The organism is Azospirillum sp. B2RO_4 (genome assembly GCF_051124815.1).
GTDB lineage: Bacteria > Pseudomonadota > Alphaproteobacteria > Azospirillales > Azospirillaceae > Azospirillum.
In genome coordinates, this window is record NZ_CP118486.1 from 171,800 (window position 1) to 190,568 (window position 18,769).

Sequence of the window (18,769 nt, forward strand, 5' to 3'; positions counted from 1 at the left end):
GACGATGATGCATCAAACATTGAAAGCTTCGAGCGACGAGGAGAGTGCGGTCATGACGCAGCCCGATGTTCTGACCACCGCCGCACCGCCGATCTCCGCGATCGAGGCCGGCGCCATGATGCAGCGATGCTTCGGGGTGACCGGCACCATCCGCGAACTGAGCAGCGAGCGCGACCGCAACTTTCACATCGCCACCCCGGAAGGGCAAGGCTATGTGCTGAAGTTCACCAACCCGGCCGAACCTGCGCTGGTCACCAGCTTCCAGACCGGGGCGATGCAGCATGTCGCCCTCCGCGACCCGTCGCTGCCGGTGCCGCGCGTCGTGCCGACGCTGGACGGAGAGGCCCAGGCGACGGTGCGGGTCGACGGCCACGCCATGGTCCTGCGCCTGCTGACCTATCTCGACGGCACGCCGCTTCACGCCGCTCCGGCCTCACCGGGGCAGATGCGGGCGCTGGGGGCCACGCTGGCCCGGCTAGATCTGGCGCTGGCCGACTACGAGCATCCCGGCTCGGAACGTGACCTGCTGTGGGACATCACGCGCACCGCCAGCGTCGCCGACCGACTGCATTATCTGGCGGACGGCCCGCGCCGCGGGATGGTGGAGCGCTTCATCGCCCGCTTCGCCGATCTGGTGGCGCCGCGGCTGCCCGGCCTGCGGCATCAGGTGATCCACAACGACCTCAACCCGCACAACGCCGTGGTCGACCCGGTCGGGCACGAGACGGTCACCGGCATCATCGATTTCGGCGACGCGCTGAAGGCGCCGCTGGTCAACGATCTGGCGACGGCCCTCGCCTATCACGTCACCAGCGGCGAGACGCCCTTCGGTTCGCTGGTCGAGATGACCGGCGCCTTCACCGCCGTGCTGCCGCTGACCGATGACGAGGTGGACCTGCTGCCCGATCTGGTGGCCGCCCGTCTGGCCCTCACCATCGCCATCACCGGCTGGCGGGCCGCCGAATATCCGGCCAATGCCGCCTACATCCTGCGGAATGCCGAACGCGCCTTCGCCGGCCTGGAAAAGCTGACCGGCGACGAGGCCGCCACCGCGCACCGTCTGCTCCATCGCGCCTGCCAGAGAGTGTGACCCGTCATGACCATGATCAACGCCTATGCGCCCGACGCCGCCGGTTCCCTGCCGGAGCGCGAGCGCGCCCTGATCGCCCGCCGCGAAAGGCTGCTCGGCCCGGCCTACCGCCTGTTCTACGCCGACCCGATCCATGTGGTGCGGGGGGAGGGCTCGTACCTCTTCGACGCGGACGGCAACCGCTATCTGGATGCCTACAACAACGTCGCCTCGGTCGGGCATTGCCGGCCGGAGGTGGTGGAGGCGATGGCGAAGCAGGCGGCGGTGCTGAACACCCACACGCGCTATCTGACCGACGGCATCCTCGACTTCGCCGAAGCCTTCCTGGCGGAGTTCCCGGCGCCGCTGTCGCACCTGATGCTGACCTGCACCGGCAGCGAGGCCAACGATCTGGCCTTGCGCGTCGCCCGCCATCACACCGGCGGGACCGGCGTCGTCATCGCGCACAACGCCTATCACGGCGTCACCTCGGCGCTGGCGGAGATGTCGCCGTCGCTGGGCGGCGCGGTGAAGCTGGGCGACCATGTCCGCGTCGTGCCCGCCCCCGACAGCTACCGCATCCCCGAAGCCGAGATCGGCGCCGCCTTCGCCCGCTCGGTCGAGGCGGCCATCGCCGACCTGCGCGGGAAGGGCATCGCCCCGGCGGCGCTGCTGGTCGACACCATCTTCTCCAGCAGCGGCGTCTTCACCGATCCGGCCGGCTTCCTCGCCCCGGCGGTGGAGGCGATGCGCAAGGCCGGCGGCGTCTTCATCGCCGACGAGGTGCAGCCCGGCTTCGGCCGGCTCGGCACCCATATGTGGGGCTTCGCCCGCCACGGGCTGGTGCCCGACATCGTGACCGTCGGCAAGCCGATGGGCAACGGCCACCCGGTGGCCGGCGCGGTGTTCCGGCCGGAGGTGATCGAAACGTTCGGCAAAAGCCAGCGCTATTTCAACACCTTCGGCGGCAACCCGGTGTCCTGTGCCGTGGCGCTCGCCGTGCTGCGCGTCATCAAGACGGAACGGTTGCAGGAGAACGCCCTGACCGTCGGCACGCAGATGATCGATGGCCTGCGCGCGCTCGCCGCCAAGCATGATCTGATCGGCGACGTGCGCGGCAGCGGCCTGTTCATCGGCGTCGAGATGGTGCGCGACCGCAAGCAGAAGACCCCGGCGCCGGAGGAAACCGCCCGCGTGGTGAACGACATGCGGCGGCGCCGCGTGCTGATCAGCGCGACCGGGCAGGAGGGGCACATCCTGAAGATCCGGCCGCCGCTGGTGTTCTCGGCCGACGACGCCCGGCTGTTCCTCGCCACGCTGGACGAGGTGCTGGCGGCGCTTTAGCCGGCGTCACTCGCGGTTGCGGTATTCAACCGGCACCCAGCGATAGGCCTCGCCGTCGCGCCGCAGGCGGCCGAGTCCGGGGAAGCTGAGATGGGCGGCGGCGGTCAATTGGCCGCTGTCCGCCTCCTGGGCGAAGCGCTTCAGACGCTGGGCGCGCGCGGCATCCTGGTCGATGTCGAAGGCGACGGTGGCCTCTGGGTGCGGGAACTGCACCGGCCCGACATGGATGATGTCGCCCCAGAACTCGATGGTCTCGCCGCGGCTGGTCACCCGATAGAAGGCGTGGCCGGGCGTGTGGCCGGGGGTGGGGATCGCCGTGACGCCCGGCAGAATTTCGGATTGCCCGGTGAAGGGCTTGACCTTTCCGGCCTTGACGTAGAGGCCGACGGTGGCGACGGCCTCATCATAATGGCGGGGCTGCAGACCCTTGGCCGTATTGTCGCGGTTCAGGAAGAAGTCCAGATCGGCCTGACCGACATGGACCGTGGCGTTCGGAAACACCATCCGCCCGTCCAGCGCCAGCCCGCCGGAATGATCGGTGTGGATGTGGGTGAGGAGGATGTCGGTCACCTGATCCGGGCGGTAGCCGGCCGCCGCGAGGCTGACCGGAAGCTTGCCGCCATAGGGGCCGAACAGTTGGCCCGCACCGGTGTCGACCAGCAGCAGGCGCGATCCGGCGTCGATCAGAAAGGCGTTGATCGAGGTTTCCAGCGGGTCCCGCTCGAACCGTTCGGCCAGCAGCGCGTCGATACGATCCGGCGGCAGCCCCTTGACCAGCGGCTTGATGCCGAGCGGCAGGGTGCCGTCGCTGAGCGCGGTGATGTGGAGATCGCCGACGGCGAAGCGATAGACGCCGGCCGCGGCAGGCTGGGCCGCCGACTGTGCGACCGGCTGGGTGGCGGCTTTCTCGGCGGCATGGCCGGTCGGGAGAGCGGCGAACAGCAGGCCGGCGGCCAGCAAAAGCATCTGTGGTTTCATCGTGCCTGTCCTTGATGCGATCCGGATGTCTGATCCTGTGGCGGCGTTCGTTACGGCCGCCGCGCAGACCCATCACCTAGCACCGGCGGGCCGGCTTGATTACCCGCCGGCTTTGGGCAACATTGTGCCGAAATCGGATCCAATCGGCGGGCGCGGATGCAGGATTTGGGCGACACCCTCGCCTTCGTGAAGGTGGTGGAGGAAGGCAGCTTCACGAAGGCCGCCCTGCGGCTGCGGCTGCCCAAGACGACTCTCAGCCGCAAGGTGCGCGACCTCGAACGGCGGCTCGGCATCCAGCTTCTGCACCGGACGACGCGCCGCATCGGGCTGACCGAGGCGGGGACCGTCTATTTCGAGCGCTGCCGGCGCATCGCCGAGGAGTTGGAACAGGCCGAGAGCGCCGTCGCCCAGCTTCGCGACGCGCCGCGCGGCTGGCTGCGGGTCACCACCCCGCCGTCCTTCGGGATGAAGGTGATCGCGCCGCTTCTGCCCGGCTTCCGCGCCCGCTATCCCGATGTCCGCATCGATCTGGTGCTCAGCCATCAGAATCTGGATCTGGTGGCGCGGGACATCGATCTGGCGATCCGGATGGGGACGCTGCAGGACTCGGCCATGGCGGCGCGCAAGCTGGGCGTCCTGCCCCGCCACGTCTACGCCGCTCCGTCCTATTGTGCTGCTAATGGCACACCGACCCATCCCGACGAACTGGCCCGGCATCTTACCCTGGCCAACATGACCGCCCGGCGCTCCTCCGGCTATGGCTGGCGCCTGTTCCGGACCGATGGGGCGCGCATCGCCGAGGACCTTGATGTTTCCATCGATCCGGTGATGGCGGCGGACGATCCGGAGATGCTGGTCCCGACACTGCTGGCCGGTGGCGGGCTGGTGCTCGCCACCGACTTCGCCATGCGGCCCTACCGGTCGGCCGGGCAGGTGGTGCGGGTGCTGGACGGTTGGAAGGGATCGGATGTCGACCTGCACGCCGTCTTTCCCGGCGGGCGGATCCAGCCGCCGAAGGTGCGGTCCTTCCTCGATTTCCTGGTCGCGCACATCGCCCTGGAGGACCGCACCGGTCAGGGCTGAGCGCTGCCCGTCACTCCCTCACCACATAGGTGAAGTAGCGGATCACGCCCTTCGCGTCGGTCTCGCGGTACAGGCCCTGGATCTCGTTGTCGAAGCCGGGGAAGCGGTTGGCGCTGTCCTGGAAGACCTTCAGATAGTCGATCATCGGCTTCGCCCGCTCGTCCAGCCTTTCGCCGGGAACGATGGTGGCGATGCCCGGCGGATAGACGACCCACAGGGTGGTGGCGATGCGGCCGGCGATCTCGTCGATCGGCAGGTAATCGACGTTGTTGCGCACCAGATGGCGCGTCGCCTCGCGCGGCGGCATCGCCATCGTCGGCAGATGCTCCGGCCGGAAGATGGCGCGCTGCAGGGCGCTGGTGTTCTTCTCGCGGTAGAAGGCGTGCATCTCGGCGCAGAGGTCGCGCAGGCGCCGGCCCAGGTAATGGCCGCGCCGCTTGGCGACGAATTCCGGGATGACCTCCTCCAGCGGGGCGTTGTCGTCGTGCAGCCGCTTGAAGGCGACCAAACCGCTCAGCAGCGTGCCGGCCTTGCTCGATTCCACGCCCGGCGTCAGCAGGAACAGCAGGGAGTTCAGGTCGTTCTTTTCCGGAACGATGCGGTTCTCGCGCAGATACTGCGCTACCACCGGGGCCGGAATGCCGTGGTCGCCGTAGGCGCCGCTGTGGCGGTCGAAGCCGGGAGTCAGCAGCGTCAGCTTGTTGGGGTCGGTCATGGCATAGCCCGGCCCGACATGCTGGAAGCCGTGCCAGTCGGCGCCGGGGGCGAATTCCCAATGGCGCACGTCGGTCGCCAACTCGTCGGTCGGCACCTCCTCCCACGCGGTCTCGGTGCCCTTGCGGGTGACGCGGTCGGGCACGAAGGGATCGAAGAACCAGCGCTTGGCCGGGTCGCTCTCGCGCTCCTCGAATTCGCGGCGGATCGCGCGGATTTTCTTGCGCAGTTCGATGCCCAGCCGGATCGTATCGTCCCACAGCACCTCGCCCGACCGTCCCTTCATCATCTGCGCGCCGACGTCCAGCGAGGCGAACAGCGGGTAGAAGGGCGAGGTAGAGGCGTGCAGCAGGAAGGTCTCGTTGAAGCGGCGATGCTCCACCCTGCGGCGCTGACCCTTGATGTGGTTGTCCTTCACATGGATCTGCGAGGCCTGCGAGAAGCTGGCCAGCTGCTTGTGGGTGGACTGGGTGGCGATGATGCCGGGATGGCCGTCATGCAGCCCTTCCAGCCCCATGGCGAAATGGCCCTTGAACAGCGGATGGAATTTCAGGAACCCCGCCCACGCCTCGTCGAACAGGATGTAGTCGCAGAGCTTGCCGATCCGCTCCAGCATCATCTGGGCGTTGTATATGGTACCGTCGTAGCTGCATTGCTGGATCACCGCGGCGCGGAAGGGGCGTTCGCGCTTCCAGGCGTCGGGATCCTTGACCAGCGGGTTGCGGCGGATGCGCTCGCGGATCACCTCTTCGTCCAACGCCTGTGGGTCGATCGGGCCGATCAGGCCGTGGGCGTTGCGCTCGGTCTCCAGGAAGATCGGGATGCCGCCGCCCAGGAACAGGCCGCCATGATGGGCCGCCTTGTGGTTGTTGCGGTCGAACAGCACGAGGTCGTCCTCCGCCACCAGCGCCGACAGCACGATCTTGTTGGAGGCCGAGGTGCCGTTCAGCACGAAATAGGTGCGCTCGGCTCCAAAGATGCGGGCGGCCTCCTTCTGCGCCTGGAGCGCCGGCCCCTCATGGACCAGCAGGTCGCCCATCTCCAGCACCGAATTGTCGATATCGTCGCGGAATACCGCCTCGCCCAGATGCTCGACGAAGATGCGGCCGATCGGGCTGCGGCTGTAGAAGATGCCGCCATTGTGACCGGGACAGGTCCAGAGCTGGTTGCCCTCCTCAGCGTAGTCGACCAGCGCGCCGAAGAAGGGCGTCTTCAGCGTGTCGGCATATTGCTTCAACCGGCTGACCAGATTCTTGGCGATGAACTCCGGCGTCTCCTCCGCCAGGAAGATGTAGCCGTCGACCTGGTTCAGCACGTCGACCGGGATGTTCTCCAGCCGCTGGCGGCGGACCAGCAGGATGATCGGCATCTCCAGCCCGCGCTGGCGGGCGAAGGCGATCAGCGAGGCCTGCTTGCCGTCGGCGCCGCGCTTGCCCCAATCGACGATCATGCAGCCGATGGCGGCGTCGGTGCGGATCGCCAGCTCGGCATCCTCGACCCGGCGGGCGCGCACCACCTCGAAGCCCATCCGCTCCACTTCCGACAGGATCTGCTGAAGCCGCATGCCCTCCAGCTCGTCCACCTCGAAGGCGGGGGCACAGACCAGGAAGTTGAAGCGGCGGAAGAAATCCATGCGACGGGTCTCCGGAAGGACTGGGCGGCTTTAGGCCGGCGGGCCACGCTACAGCAGCACCGTGACAGATGTATGACGCCCGGACGGCACGGACCGCTCAGGCTGCCCGGATCGACGACAGGAAGGCGGCGACCTGGGCATGCAGCGACGCCGCCTCGCCGGACAGGGCGGCGGCTGCGGTCTTGACCTGATCGGCCGCCGCCTCGGTGTCGCGGGCCGCGGCCTCCACACCGCCGATGTGGGAGGACACTTGGCTGGTTCCCTGCGCCGCCTCCTGGGTGTTGCGCGCGATCTCCCGCGTCGCCGCGCTCTGCTGCTCGACGGCGGCGGCGATGGTGGCGGAGATCTGGCTGATGGACCGGATCGTCGTCCCGACATTGCGGATCGCCGCGACCGTCTCGCCGCTCACCGACTGGATCTCCTGGATCTGCGCGGTGATCTCCTCCGTCGCGCGCGCGGTCGAGGTGGCGAGGTTCTTGACCTCCTGCGCCACGACGGCGAAGCCCTTGCCGGCCTCTCCGGCCCGCGCCGCCTCGATGGTGGCGTTCAGCGCCAGCAGGTTGGTCTGGCTGGCGATTTCGGTGATCAGATGGGCGACCTCGCCGATCCGGGCGGCGGCGGACGACAGCCCCTCCACGGTCGTGTTGGTCTGCATCACCTGCTGCACGGCCTCGCCGGCGACGCCGTTGGCCTGTTCGATCTGGCGGCTGATCTCCGCAATGGATGCGGTCAGCTCATCGGCGGCGGCGGCGACCGTCTGCACGTTCCCGGAGGCAACCTCGGAAGCGTTGGCCACGGCGGCGGTGCGCTCGTGCGTCGACTCCGCGGTGCGGTTCATCAGCTGGGCGGTCTGCTGCATCTGGTCGGCGGCGTTGGTCAGCACCGTGAGCTGCCCGGTGATGCCGTTCTCGAAATTGGCGATCAGCCCGTCGACTGCCTGCCGGCGCCGGTCCTTCAGCGCCTCCTGCTCATGCTGCTGCGCCTCCAGACGGCGCATCTCCCGCGCGTTGTCGCGGAAGATGTGGAGCGCGTGGGCCAGCGTGCCGACCTCGTCGCCGCGCCCCTCGCCAAGGGCCTCCAGCTCCACATCCAGATCGCCGCGCGACAGCCGTTCGGTCGCCGTGGTCAGGCGGGTCAGCGGGCGGGAGACGTGACGCTGGACGATCCAGACCAGCAGACCCAGCGACAGCGCGATGCCGAACACCGATCCCAGCGACTGCCAGAACAGGGCGGCGTCATAGACCGCATCGCCGCTCCGTTGGGCGGCCTGCATCTCCTCCTTGGCGGCGGCAACCAGTTTTTCCGCCTCGCCGTTGATCTTGAAGCGCACGTCGCGCATCTCGCCGAAGATCACCTGGAAGGCCTCGTCCTTCTTGCCTTCGGCGGACAGGGCGATGGCCCGCTGGGCCAGCCGGTCATAGTCGCCCGACAGGGACTGGATGTCCTTCGCCGGCTGTGCGATGGCCGGTGCGGGGTTGGTCTCCAGGATCCGCTTGGAATACTCCAGCACGGCGGCCAGACGCTGCTGATAGCGTCCGCGGATGGTCTTCACGTCCTCCGCCTTGGTGGCGAGCACGGCGTTCGAGGTGGCGATCGCCGTGACGTTCAACTCGCTGTTCAGGCGCAACGCCATCTCCAGACGCGCCGCGTCGCGCTCCACCAGCAGGACGTTGCGGTCATGCAGGGTGGACAGCGACACCAAGCCATAGACCGCGATCCCGACGGCGATGGCGGCCAGCAGCAGCGACGGCCCCATGATCCTGGTGACGAGGCGCTTGCGGACGGGCGACACGGAGGTGAGCGACACGGACATGGGGGCACCTTTTCGAACTCGATCGGCCGGACGTTGCCGCGCGGGCCACGTCCTCTGATGTCAGTTTCGAACGCAAACATTGCTGCCCGGTTTACATATGGCGGTATTTCAGGGAAGTCGGGCGCGGCGGCGGCGGAAAAGTTGACGCCGGTGCCGCTCCTGCGCCAACAAGCCGCACACCGCCGGATCCAGACGTGGCCTCTGGGGTCAGCGTGACGGGTTGGGCCCCGGCATGGTCAGTTCGGGCCCCTTCGCGGCATCGGCGATGGTGATGGCCGACGGCCCCTGTGACCCCAGCGTCACCGTCACCGGACGGCCGTTGTTGTAGTTCTTCCACATCTGGTACAGGGCCAGCGCCGCGTACATCTTGCCGTCGCGGCCGGTGTTGTAGAGCCATTCCTGGGTCGGCACGACGCGCAGGGCGCCGTTGCCGGTCTGGTCCACCTTGTCGGCGAAGCGGTAGCCGAGACGCTCGCCGATGGTCGCGACCAGCCCGTCGAAGCCGGGCGACAGCCGCTCGAACCCGGCCTGGGCCGGTGCCGCATCACCACCGCCCAGCGTGCTGGCGGTCTGCCGCTTGACGAGGTCGGAGAACAGCCAGCCCTCCTCCCCGGTGCGCAGCACGCGGACGCCCAGCCAGTTGCCCTCCCGCCGCAGTTCCACCACCTCGTCGCCGCGCGCGACGGTGGAGCGCACCGCCGCGTCGTCGGAGGGGCCGGCGCGCAGGTTCACCTTCTCCCCCACCACCGCATGGACGTCGCCGGACGCGGCAAGTGCCGGCGTTCCAGCCAGCCCGAGTGCAGCAACCAGGACCATGATCGTCTTGCGTGCCATAACAGTTCCTCCCGCTGTGGTGCCGGCCGCTGTGGTGCCGGTGCGCACCGTTTCGCGAACAACACGCGGCAGCGGGTGGATGATCCATCGGGGAAGAACGCGGCATTTCCGCTTGACCTGAAGTTAGGTTGAGGTTTTAGGCTGCTGTCATTGGATCTGGCATACCAAGCGTCAGCACCATCCCGACCGATGAACTTTACAGGCAGGTACGATGATGAGCAGCCTTCAGCCGGAGACACAGCGGCGCCCGCCGTCGACCGCCCGGACGCTGCGTGTGCACCGCCTGGAGCAGGTCGCGCCGCAGGTCATGCTGGTGGAACTGCGCGATCCCGACGGCCAGCCCTTGCCGCCGGCCGAGCCGGGGGCGCACATCGACCTCCATCTGCCCGACGGGACGGTGCGGTCCTATTCGCTGTGCGGCGATCCGATGGACCGGCAGGCCTACAGCATCGCCGTTCTGAACGTCCCCGGCGGGCGCGGATCGGGCTTCGTCCATGGCGAGTTGGAGCCGGGCGCCAGCATCGCCATCGGCCTGCCGCGCAACAATTTCCGCTTCGACGAGGCGCCGCGCTATCTGTTCATCGCCGGGGGTATCGGCATCACGCCGCTGCTGCCGATGATCCGCGCGGCGGCCGGCCGGGGCGCCGACTGGACCCTGCAGTATTGCGTGCGCAGCGCCGCGGCGGCGCCGTTCCTCGGCGAACTCCGCGCTCTGTCCCATGGCCGGGTCGAACTCAATGCCGCCGACGAGGGGCGGAAGCTGGACGTGGACGCGCTGCTCGCTGCCACCCCTGCCGATGTCCCGGTCTACTGCTGCGGCCCGCAACGGTTGATGGAGGCGGTTGCCGCCGCGGCGCAACCGGCGCAGGATGTCCGCTTCGAATGGTTCACGCCGCGGGTCGAGCCCGTGCGCGAGGATGCGGCCGCCGGCAGCTTGGAAGACGACAGCTTCGAGGTGGTCTGCGCCCGGTCGGGCGTGACGGTCACGGTGCCGCCGGGGACCAGCGTGCTGGAGGCGCTCGCCGCCGCCGGGGTCACGGTTGACTCCTCCTGCGAACAGGGCATCTGCGGCACCTGCGAGACGACGGTGCTGGAGGGCGAACCCGACCACCGCGACAGCGTGCTGTCCGACGCCGAACGCGCCGCCGGCAAGACGATGATGCTGTGCGTGTCGCGTGCCCGCAGCGCAAGACTGGTGCTGGACCTGTGAGTCCGGCCATTTCAACGATCACTGGGAGAGGACGCATGACCGAGGACGACCTGCAACGGCTGGGGCTGGCGCTGCTGAGCAGCCCGGCCGAGGCCATCGTCTATTCCGACCGGGAGGGCCTCATCCGGTTCTGGAACGCCGGCGCCGAGCGGGTGTTCGGCTTCACCGCCGAAGAGGCGCTGGGCCAGTCGCTGGACATCATCATCCCGGAACGGCAGCGCCAGCGCCATTGGGACGGCTATGACGAGGTGATGAAGTCGGGGGTCAGCCGATACGGCAGCGGCGACCTGCTGTCGGTTCCGGCGACGCGCAAGGACGGCAGCCGCATCTCTGTGGAGTTCACCATCGTGCCGCTGAAGGATGCGGACGGCGCGATGCTGGGCATGGCCGCCGTCATGCGCGACGTCTCCGCCCGCTTCGAGGAGCTGAAGGCGCTGCGCCGTCAGGCGGCCGGCCGCTGACCGACCTCCCCTGTCCTACGCGCCGCCGGCCAGACGCGCCCGCAGCTCGCGCTTCACCACCTTGCCGTAATTGTTCTTCGGCAGCGCCTCGACGAACAGGTAACGCTTGGGCCGCTTGAAGCGGGCGATGCTGGCGTTGCAGTGGGCGTCGAGGCTGTCGGGGGAAATGTCGCGGCCGGATTCGGCGACGATGAAGGCGACGACGATCTCACCCCACTCCGGATCGGGCTGGCCGGTGACGCAGACCTCGGCGACATCCGGATGGCGCAGCAGTACCTCCTCCACCTCGCGCGGGTAGATGTTGGTGCCGCCACTGATGATGACATCCTTCGAGCGGTCGCGCAGGGTGAGGTAGCCGCGCCGGTCGAACGACCCCATGTCGCCGGTGTAGAGCCAGCCGCCGCGCAGCGCCTCGGCCGTCGCCTTGGCGTTGTTCCAGTAGCCCGCCATCACCACGTCGCCGCGGCAGACGATCTCGCCCACCTCGCCCGGCGGCAGCGGACGGCCGTCGGCATCCACCACCGCCACCTCGACGCCGCTGCGGGCGAAGCCGACCGATCCCAGCACCGAATCGTCGTCCACCGCATGGTCGCGGCGGCGCAAGGACGTGATGGTCATCGGCGCCTCGCCCTGGCCGTAGATCTGGACGAAGACCGGACCGAAGACCGCCAGCGACCGCCGCAGCTCCTCCACATACATCGGCCCGCCGCCATAGACGATGGAGCGCAGATTGGCCGGCCGCCGCCCGCTGCGCTCCGCCTCCAGCCGCAGCCTCTGCACCATGGTCGGGGCCAGAAAGGCGCCGCAGCCGGGATGATGGTCGCAGAGATCGAGGAACTCCGCCGGCTCGAAGGCCGACGAGAAGGGCACCACCTGCCGGGCGCCGCGGGCGACATAGGCCGCCATGTAGAGGCCGGAGCCGTGCGACATCGGCGCCGCGTGCAGCAGGCTGCACTCCTCGTCCACCGCCTCGACATCGGCGAGATGGGCGATGGTCATGGCCAGCAGATTGCGGTGCGACAGCATCGCCCCTTTCGACCGGCCGGTGGTGCCGCTGGTGTAGAACAGCCAGCCCAGCGCCTGCGGATCGGGATCGACCGGCCCGGCCCACTCCTCCCCCGCCGCCAGGGCCGCGTAATCGCTCCCGCCGATGACGATCCTGCGGCAGGACGCCGCCGGCGATCCGTCGAGCGCCTGTTCCAATCCGGGGGCGAGCTTGGGCGAGACGAAGACGGCGGTGGCGCCGGAATCCTCCAGGATCTGCACCAGCTCGCGCGGATGCAGCTTGGCGTTCACCGGCGTCGCCGCCATGCCGGCCGCCCAGATGGCGAAGAACAGCTCGACATATTCCGGCACATTCTCGGTCGCAATGGCGATGCGGTCGCCCGGCCGCCCCGATGCCCGCAGCCCGCCCGCGATGCGCAGCGCGCGGGAGCGCAACTCGGCGAAGCTGTGCACCTGCTCGGTGCCACGGAACACCGCGCCGCGCTCGGGGAACCGGCTTGCCGCCTGATCGAGAAGGGAGAAGAGATTCACCGGGACTGTTCCTCTTACGGCTGATCCGCTCGTTCTGCCGATTGTAGGGCATAGGAACCGGTTGGGGCAGCCCTCTGATCGACCGGCTCCCATGACAGCCGCGGTGCCGCCGGGACTATGGAACCAAGCGGTTCAACTGCTCCAGGGCATCGGCGGGCAAATCCAGTTCAGCCGCCGCCAGATTCTCCCGCAGGTGACCGACCGAGGAGGTTCCCGGAATCAGCAGCAGATTGGGCGCCCGCTTCAGCAGCCAGGCGAGCGCGACCTGCATCGGCGTCGCGCCGAGCCGGCGGGCGACATCCGACAGCTGGTCCGACTGCAGCGGTGAAAAGCCGCCGAGCGGGAAGAACGGCACATAGGCGATCCCCTTGCCGGCGAGGTCGTCGATCAGCGCGTCGTCCGCCCGGTGCACGAGGTTGTAGTGGTTCTGTACGCAGACGATCTCGCAGATGCGGCGGCCCTCCTCGACCTGGGCGGCGGTGACGTTGCTGAGGCCGATGCGGCGGACCAGCCCCTGCCGCTGCAGGTCGGCCAGCACGCTCAGTTCCCGCTCGATCGTGCCCTCGGCCGGGGCATGGCCGTTGTCGCCCCATACCCGCAAATTGACGACATCGAGCGCGTCCAGGCCGAGATTGCGCAGGTTGTCGTGCACCGCCTGCCGCAGCTCGTCGGGCGAGACCGCCGGCAGCCAGGACGCATCGTCGCCGCGCCGGGCGCCGATCTTGGTGACGATCAGCAGATCGTCCGGATAGGGCGCCAGCGCCTCGCGGATCAGCCGGTTGGTGACATGCGGACCATAAAAGTCGCTGGTGTCGATGTGGTTGACGCCCGCTTCGACCGCATGGCGAAGCACGGTAATCGCTGCGTCATGGTCCTTCGGCGGTCCGAACACGCCGGGACCGGCAAGCTGCATGGCGCCATAGCCGAGGCGCCTGACGGTCTTGCCCCCGAGGGTGAAACTGCCGGATTTGTCGAGAGTGGACATGGTGGCCTTCCTTGTTGGTCTCGGCAAATCTAGTCGCCATCGCCCTGTTCGATTAGTCTGCACAGTCGGGACGGCCTGTGCGGATTGACGAACAATGCAGCATGACCTTGGGGACCTGAACGCCTTCGTCGCAGTGGCCCGTGCCCGCGGCTTCCGCGAAGCTGCCCGCGCCAACAACGCCAGCGCTTCCGCCCTCAGCGAGGCCGTGCGCCGGCTGGAGGCGCAACTGGGCGTGAGGCTGCTCAACCGGACCACGCGCAGCGTGGTGCTGACGGAAGCGGGGGAACGTCTTTTGGCCCGGCTCGCCCCCGCGCTGCGCGAGGTCGATGCCGCGCTCGACGTGGTGAACGGCTTTCGCGACCGGGTGGCGGGGACCCTCCGGCTCAATGTGCCGGTCAGCGTGGCAAGGCTGGTGCTGCCGGCGATCCTGCCGCGTTTCCTCGCCGCCTATCCCGAAATCAGGGTGGAGGTGATGGCGGAGGACAGCTTCGTGGACATGCTGGAGGCCGGCTGCGACGCCGGCATCCGTTATGACGAACGGCTGGAGCAGGACATGATCGCGGTTCCCATCGGCCCCCGCCAGCAGCGCTTCGCGACCGCGGCCTCGCCCGCCTACCTCCGTGCACACGGCCGGCCGGAGCATCCGCGCGACCTGATGGATCATTCCTGCCTGCGCGGCCGCTTTGCCAGCGGCGCGGTTCCGCTGTGGGAGTTCGAGCGCGACGGGGAGGTGATCCGTCTCGACCCGTCCGGTCCGTTGGTGGTGGGGCCGGGCGGTGCGATGGAACTGGCGATCGACGCGGCGGTGTCCGGCGTCGGCGTGATCCATCTGTTCGAGCAATGGCTTCGCCCGCATCTGGACAGCGGCGCGCTGGAGCCGGTTCTCGAATCCTGGTGGCAGAGCTTTTCCGGCCCCTTCCTCTATTATGCGGGGCGTCGTCTGGTGCCGGCACCGCTCCGGGCGTTTCTCGACTTCATCAAATCCGGGGAGGGGACCAACTGATGGCTCCTTCATCGTCGGCTTTCTTGGAACCGCCGCGCCGCGCCAGGGTTAAGCTTCGAAAGCAATTTCAGGGAGCGATCAGTCATGCCGAACGAAAGGACCCGTTCACTGCGCCTCGCGGCGATGATGGCCGGATGCCTGACGCTGGCCGGGTGCGGCGGCGGGGCGACGGGACTCGGCCTCAACCTCGTCTCGCAGGAACAGCTCGCCGATCTGGGCAAGCAGGATTGGCAACGCCTCGTCTCCTCCACGCCGGCCACCAGCAACCAATCCTACCAGCGCCGGGCCGAGGAGGTGTCGGCGCGCCTGCTGCGTGCCGCCGGCCTCGACGCTTCGAAGTGGGAGGTCCGTGTCTTCCAGAGCGAGGAGGCCAACGCCTTCGCCCTCCCCGGTCAGAAGATCGGCGTCTACGAAGGGCTGTTCCGCTTCGCCAAGAACGACGCGCAGCTGGCCGCGGTGATCGGGCACGAGATCGCCCACAACCTGGATGCCCACGCCGCCGAGCGTGTCAGCACCCAGATGGCGACGGAGGCCGGGGCCGGCATCGTCGGCGCGGCACTGGGCGCCGGCGGCGTCCCGGCCAGCCAGCAGATCGCCGCGGCGCTCGGCACCGGCGCGCAGTACGGATTGATCCTGCCCTATTCGCGCAATCAGGAGTTGGAGGCCGACCGCGACGGGCTGATGCTGATGGCGCGCGCCGGCTACGACCCGCGCGAGGCGGTGGCGCTGTGGCAGAACATGCGGCAGGCCGGATCGTCACCGCCGGTCTTCCTGTCCACCCACCCCGGCATCGACGACCGCATCGGCCAGCTGAACCGCCTGATGCCGGAGGCGATGAAGCTCTACGCGCCGAAGTGACGGTCCTTCCGGCCCGTCACTCCGGCAGAATGGCGGCGAGGCAGTCGGCGATCTGGTGGGGGGTGAAAGGCTTGCGCAGCAGGCGCACCGCCTCCCCGAAATCCGGCGTGTCGGCATAGCCGGTCACGATCAGCGCCGGTATTCCGGGGCGCAACCGCCGGGCGCCCCGCACCACGGCGGCGCCGTTCATGCCGGGCATGGCGAAGTCGGTGACCAGGGCATCGACCTCCACCCCGTCGCTGAGAACGGCCAGGGCCTCTTCCCCACCATCCGCCTCGATGACGCGGTGCCCGAGGTTTTCCAGCACCGCCATCGTCCCCATCCGCACGATCGCATCATCCTCCACCAGCAGGATGGTGCGCCCGGCGCCGGAGGCCATCTCAGCGTCGGACGGGGCCGGCGTGGCGGTGGCGGCCGGAACGCTGGGCAGGTACAGGGTGATCGCGGTTCCGACGCCCGGCTTGCTGTCGATCCGGACGCCGCCGCCGGACTGGGTCGCCATGCCCTGGACCATCGACAGGCCGAGCCCCGATCCCTTGCCAATCGGCTTGGTGGTGAAGAAGGGCTCGAAGACGTGCGGCAGCACCGACGGGTCGATGCCGCTTCCGGTATCCTCCACCCGGATCGCCACATAGATTCCGGGCGTCAGCTCCGCCGGCACATCTCCTCCGTTGTCAAGGCCCACCGTGGCGGCGAATGCCGTCATCGACAGCCTCCCGCCCGTGGGCATCGCGTCGCGGGCATTGATGACGAGGTTCAGGATGGCGGATTCGAACTGCGCCCGGTCGATCAGCGCCGCGGGAAGTCCGGGCGGCACCTCGACCGCGACGGCGATCTGGCCGCCCAGCGTGCGCTCCAGCAGCGGGCCCATGCCGGACAGCAGTTCCTCCAGGTGGGTGGGCTCCGGCATCAGCATCTGGCGCCGCGCGAAGGACAGCAGGGACTGCGTCAGACTTGCCCCCCGTTCGATCGACCGGTTCGCCGCCTCGAACAGCTGGCGCGGCGTGCCGTCGGGAACCGTGGGTTCCAGAACGGCGAGGCAGCTGACGATTCCCTGCAGCAGATTGTTGAAATCATGCGCCACGCCGCCGGTCAATTGCCCCAGCGCCTCCATCTTCTGAGCCTGGAGCAGGGCCGTCTCGGCCCGCCGCCTGTCAGCCATTTCGGCCTGCAAGGCCTGCGTCCGGTCGGCGACACGCTCCTCCAGGCGGCTGGTGGCCCTGGTGATTTCCTCCAGATGGCTGCGGGTCCGGTACTGGCGCATCCGGCTGCGCAACGCGGCCTGCGCGGCGCTCTGCAGCGCCTCGCGGTGCAGCGGCCGGTCCAGCAGCGTGACGTTGCCGAGCGACTGGAAGAATGCCTGTCTCCCACGGCCCGCCTGCCGGCTGCCGCGCGAGGTCAGGATCACGATGGGCAGGTCGGACCAGGGGGGCTGGCCCTCCAGCCAGTCCGCCAGAGGCTTCACATCGCCCAGCGCCCCTTCGGACAGCACCAGCGCCGTGGTCGCATCGCCAAGGCTTCGGCGCAGCGCCGCCATATCCGGACAGGATTGCGTCTCCAGGCCGATCTCGCCAAGGACCGAGCCGATCACCGCGGCATCCCGCCCTTTCGGGGCCAGGACTAGGATGGACGTGCGCATCGGCGTCGATCACCCGCCCTCTGCATGGCTGCGGAGAAGAGGTTCTGCCGGACCGTCGTAATGCGGCACACCCGTCAGCACGCCCTGGAATTCCATCAGTTGCGGACCGACCTGCATGCCTTCCGGGAACAGCCGGAACTCGCGGATCGACAGTTCGTGGACGCCGGTCCGCTTCTTGACCACCGAAATCGCCTTGCGCACCTCGCCGCCGGCTTCGAAGAAGCGCAGCAGGACGACGGTGTCGCTCATAAAGGAAAGATCGACCGGGTTCTGCACATCGCCGATGATGCCCTGCTGGGCCAGGATCAGGATGGTGACCACGCCCTTGTTGTTCAGATATGTCAGCAGCTCGTGCATCTGCAGGATCAGCGCCTGCTCCTCCGGCATGGTGCTGAGGTAGGAGTTCAGGCTGTCGATCACCACGATACGGGCATCGCGGTCCTCGACCTCGCGCCGGACCTGCCAAACGAACTGCCCGGGCGACAGGCGGGATGGATTGGCGCGATGCCAACCGACGCGTTCCTGGCGCACGGCCTCGACGATGTCGATTCCCAGCGCCGAACTGCGCAGCTCCAGCGTCTTGAAATTCTCGTCGAAGGAGAAATAGGTGGCATGTTCACCACGCTTGACCGCCGCCGCGACATATTGCAGGGCGAGGGATGACTTTCCGGCGCCCGACGGACCGACGAGGATCGTCGTGGTCCCGTGCGTCAGACCGCCGCCCATCAGCTCGTCCAAGGCCGGCAATCCGCTTTCCATGCCCTCCGCCTCGAAGTCGCTGCGATGCTCCTCGGCGATCAGGCTGGGGAAGACCAGGACATTCTCGGTGGTGATGGCGAAGTCGTGCCAGCCGCTCTGGTATGTGGCTCCCCGCATCTTGGCGATGCGCAGACGGCGGCGTGCCGCGCCGTAGGACCGTTCGCTCTGCTCCAGCGAGATCACGCTGTGCACCAGACTGTGCAGCTCCGTCGTGCTCTCCTGATGGGTCAGGTCGTCGAGGATCAGCGTGGTGCAGCGGCGGCCCTGCAAGTATTGCTTGAGCGCAAGGACCTGCCGCCGGTAGCTCAGCTGATCCTGGGTGAGCAGCCGCAGCTCCGACACGGTGTCGATCACCAGAATCTCGGGATTTTCCGCCTCGATGCGGTCGATGATCAGTCTGACCGTCTCGCCCAGCTCCACCTCGGACGGGTAGAGCACGGTCTGCTGGCGATCCAGCTGCGCTTCGATGGGCACGATGTCGAACACCGGGATGCCGTCCAGCGACCAGCCGTGGCTGGCGGCGGTCGCCTCCAGCTCCGGCGCGTTTTCCGACAGCGTGATGTAGAGCCCCCTCCTACCTTCTACGCGCGCCTGCAGCAGGAATTGCAGGGCAATGGTGGTTTTCCCGGTGCCGGGTGCGCCTTCCAGCAGATGTATTCGGCCGCGCGGCAGTCCTCCGCGCAAGATCAGGTCGAATTCCGGAATTCCGGTCTGCACTTTCTGAATCGGGATCGGCTTGGGCACCAACGGCTCCTTCACTTCCATGTCTGCTGAGAAACACGGCGTGGGGAAAATGTTCCGTCGGCGCTAATCTCCGGCTCAGAAATTGACAGGTCGTGTCATTGCGCCC

Annotated in this window: 15 protein-coding genes; 7 read left to right on the forward strand and 8 right to left on the reverse strand. The window is 68.2% G+C overall.

From position 1 onward, the window contains the following. The first annotated feature begins 52 nt into the window (after nt 1-52). Both PWS46_RS14825 and PWS46_RS14830 read left to right on the forward strand, forming a co-directional pair. On the forward strand, nt 53-1,090 hold the full coding sequence (locus tag PWS46_RS14825) for a phosphotransferase (RefSeq protein WP_434621515.1): 1,038 nt from the start codon (nt 53-55) through the stop codon (nt 1,088-1,090). A gap of 6 nt (nt 1,091-1,096) precedes the next feature. After that, entirely contained in the window at nt 1,097-2,413 is a 1,317-nt protein-coding gene (locus PWS46_RS14830; protein ID WP_434621518.1) for an aspartate aminotransferase family protein, read from the forward strand. A gap of 6 nt (nt 2,414-2,419) precedes the next feature. Here PWS46_RS14830 and PWS46_RS14835 read toward each other — a convergent pair whose 3' ends face one another. Then, entirely contained in the window at nt 2,420-3,391 is a 972-nt protein-coding gene (locus PWS46_RS14835) for an MBL fold metallo-hydrolase (protein WP_434621521.1), read from the reverse strand. A gap of 156 nt (nt 3,392-3,547) precedes the next feature. Here PWS46_RS14835 and PWS46_RS14840 point away from each other — a divergent pair, with 156 nt between their 5' ends. Next, nucleotides 3,548-4,474, forward strand: a complete 927-nt coding sequence (locus tag PWS46_RS14840) for a LysR substrate-binding domain-containing protein (RefSeq protein ID WP_434621524.1) — start codon at nt 3,548-3,550, stop codon at nt 4,472-4,474. A gap of 10 nt (nt 4,475-4,484) precedes the next feature. Here PWS46_RS14840 and PWS46_RS14845 read toward each other — a convergent pair whose 3' ends face one another. The 3 genes from PWS46_RS14845 to PWS46_RS14855 all read right to left on the reverse strand — a co-directional run bounded on the left by PWS46_RS14845 (nt 4,485) and on the right by PWS46_RS14855 (nt 9,468). Continuing rightward, nucleotides 4,485-6,821 carry an Orn/Lys/Arg decarboxylase N-terminal domain-containing protein gene (locus PWS46_RS14845; protein ID WP_434621527.1) on the reverse strand — a complete coding sequence of 779 codons (2,337 nt, stop codon included), beginning with the start codon at nt 6,819-6,821 and terminating at the stop codon, nt 4,485-4,487. Nucleotides 6,822-6,918: 97 nt separating this feature from the next. After that, nucleotides 6,919-8,634, reverse strand: coding sequence for a methyl-accepting chemotaxis protein (locus PWS46_RS14850; RefSeq protein ID WP_434621530.1), 1,716 nt, complete (start codon nt 8,632-8,634; stop codon nt 6,919-6,921). A 207-nt stretch (nt 8,635-8,841) separates the two neighbouring features. Further along, nucleotides 8,842-9,468 (reverse strand): SH3 domain-containing protein, encoded by a 627-nt coding sequence (locus PWS46_RS14855; protein ID WP_434621533.1) that lies wholly within the window; start codon nt 9,466-9,468, stop codon nt 8,842-8,844. Nucleotides 9,469-9,679: 211 nt separating this feature from the next. On the opposite strand from PWS46_RS14855, the gene PWS46_RS14860 reads away from it, so the two are divergent. Together PWS46_RS14860 and PWS46_RS14865 are read left to right on the forward strand one after the other, a co-directional pair. Then, nucleotides 9,680-10,678, forward strand: a complete 999-nt coding sequence (locus tag PWS46_RS14860) for a PDR/VanB family oxidoreductase (protein WP_434621536.1) — start codon at nt 9,680-9,682, stop codon at nt 10,676-10,678. A 35-nt stretch (nt 10,679-10,713) separates the two neighbouring features. Next, the gene (locus PWS46_RS14865; RefSeq protein ID WP_434621538.1) at nt 10,714-11,139 is read left to right on the forward strand and encodes a PAS domain-containing protein; all 426 of its coding nucleotides are present in this window, start codon (nt 10,714-10,716) and stop codon (nt 11,137-11,139) included. Nucleotides 11,140-11,154: 15 nt separating this feature from the next. Here PWS46_RS14865 and PWS46_RS14870 read toward each other — a convergent pair whose 3' ends face one another. Further along, entirely contained in the window at nt 11,155-12,675 is a 1,521-nt protein-coding gene (locus PWS46_RS14870; RefSeq protein ID WP_434621541.1) for an AMP-binding protein, read from the reverse strand. Between the two features lie 115 nt (nt 12,676-12,790). Next, the gene (locus PWS46_RS14875; RefSeq protein ID WP_434621544.1) at nt 12,791-13,660 is read right to left on the reverse strand and encodes an aldo/keto reductase family oxidoreductase; all 870 of its coding nucleotides are present in this window, start codon (nt 13,658-13,660) and stop codon (nt 12,791-12,793) included. A gap of 94 nt (nt 13,661-13,754) precedes the next feature. Here PWS46_RS14875 and PWS46_RS14880 point away from each other — a divergent pair, with 94 nt between their 5' ends. Further along, entirely contained in the window at nt 13,755-14,663 is a 909-nt protein-coding gene (locus PWS46_RS14880) for a LysR substrate-binding domain-containing protein (RefSeq protein WP_434621547.1), read from the forward strand. Nucleotides 14,664-14,747: 84 nt separating this feature from the next. Then, a complete protein-coding gene (locus tag PWS46_RS14885) occupies nt 14,748-15,521 on the forward strand; it encodes a M48 family metallopeptidase (RefSeq protein ID WP_434621550.1) in 774 nt (257 codons plus the stop codon). 16 nt (nt 15,522-15,537) lie between these two features. Here the strand turns inward: PWS46_RS14885 and PWS46_RS14890 are convergent, their stop codons facing one another. After that, a complete protein-coding gene (locus PWS46_RS14890) occupies nt 15,538-17,160 on the reverse strand; it encodes an ATP-binding protein (RefSeq protein ID WP_434621552.1) in 1,623 nt (540 codons plus the stop codon). A 9-nt stretch (nt 17,161-17,169) separates the two neighbouring features. Further along, nucleotides 17,170-18,663, reverse strand: coding sequence for an ATPase domain-containing protein (locus PWS46_RS14895; protein WP_434621555.1), 1,494 nt, complete (start codon nt 18,661-18,663; stop codon nt 17,170-17,172). Nucleotides 18,664-18,769: the final 106 nt, after the last annotated feature.